1 protein-coding gene is annotated in these 1,213 nt (G+C 63.1%); it reads left to right on the forward strand.

The features are described from left to right. Positions 1 to 283: 283 nt before the first annotated feature. A partial coding sequence (gene mnmA, locus EOA28_RS36295; protein ID WP_128315869.1) for a tRNA 2-thiouridine(34) synthase MnmA occupies positions 284 to 1,213 on the forward strand: 930 nt, incomplete at its 3' end.

Genomic DNA, 1,213 nt, shown 5'->3' on the forward strand with positions numbered 1-1,213 from the left:
CTTGACTCTAGGTCTAACCAGATCGGTCATCGTACTCTCTACTAAAAACTCAAAGACCCAATCCCCGCCACAGTACCGCCACAGCTTTAAAAATTGCCTAAGCGAACCCTAATCACTAGGTAAGGATCGTGAACGCCCGGTTAGGATATCGTTTAGAATTTGAAACACCGACCTCCAGGCCCTGAATTGCCGGTAATTTCGTCCTGGGCCGCAAGCTGGCGCAGACGTGGCGCTTGACCTATATTCCGGCCATTGGCATTGAGCGCCGCACAGTGAAAGCACCATGAACAGCCTCGACCTCCCTCGCCGCCCAGAAGAAACCCGCGTTGTCGTCGCGATGTCGGGCGGTGTCGATTCGTCCGTGGTTGCGGGCATCCTGAAGCGAGAAGGCTATGACGTCGTCGGCGTGACGCTGCAGCTCTACGACCACGGCGCGGCCACCCATCGCGCCGGTTCGTGCTGCGCCGGCCAGGACATAGACGACGCCCGCCGCGTTTCCGAAACGCTCGGCATCCCGCACTATGTGCTCGACTATGAGGAGCGTTTCCGCAAGGCGGTCATCGATCCCTTTGCAGAGAGCTACGTCGCCGGCGAGACGCCGATCCCTTGCGTATCGTGCAATCAGACGGTCAAGTTCGCCGACCTCCTAGCCACCGCGCAGGATCTCGGCGCCGACGCCTTGGCCACCGGCCACTACATCCGCTCGCGCGCCAATGGCGCGCATCGCGCGCTCTACCGGCCGGTCGACGCCGACCGCGACCAGAGCTATTTCCTGTTCGCCACCACGCAGGCGCAGATCGATTATCTGCGATTTCCCCTCGGCGGCCTGTCGAAGCCGCAGGTCCGCGCCATTGCCGAGGAGATGGGGCTGACGGTCGCCGCCAAGCAGGACAGCCAGGACATCTGCTTCGTGCCGCAGGGCAAATATTCCGACATCATCGCCAAGCTGAAGCCGGCCGCCGCCAACCCAGGCGACATCGTCCATATCGATGGCCGCGTGCTCGGCCGCCACGAAGGCATCCTGCGCTACACGATCGGCCAGCGCCGCGGCATCGGCATCGCCTCTGGCGAGCCGCTCTATGTCGTCCATCTGGATGCCGACCGGGCGCGTGTCATCGTTGGCCCGCGCGAGGCGCTGGAGACGCACAAGATCTATCTGCGCGCCATGAACTGGCTTGGCGACGGGCCGCTGTCGGACGTACCGGCCGGCGGC

It is taken from the genome of Mesorhizobium sp. M2A.F.Ca.ET.067.02.1.1 (genome assembly GCF_004023285.1).
In the GTDB taxonomy this organism is placed as follows: Bacteria; Pseudomonadota; Alphaproteobacteria; order Rhizobiales; family Rhizobiaceae; genus Mesorhizobium.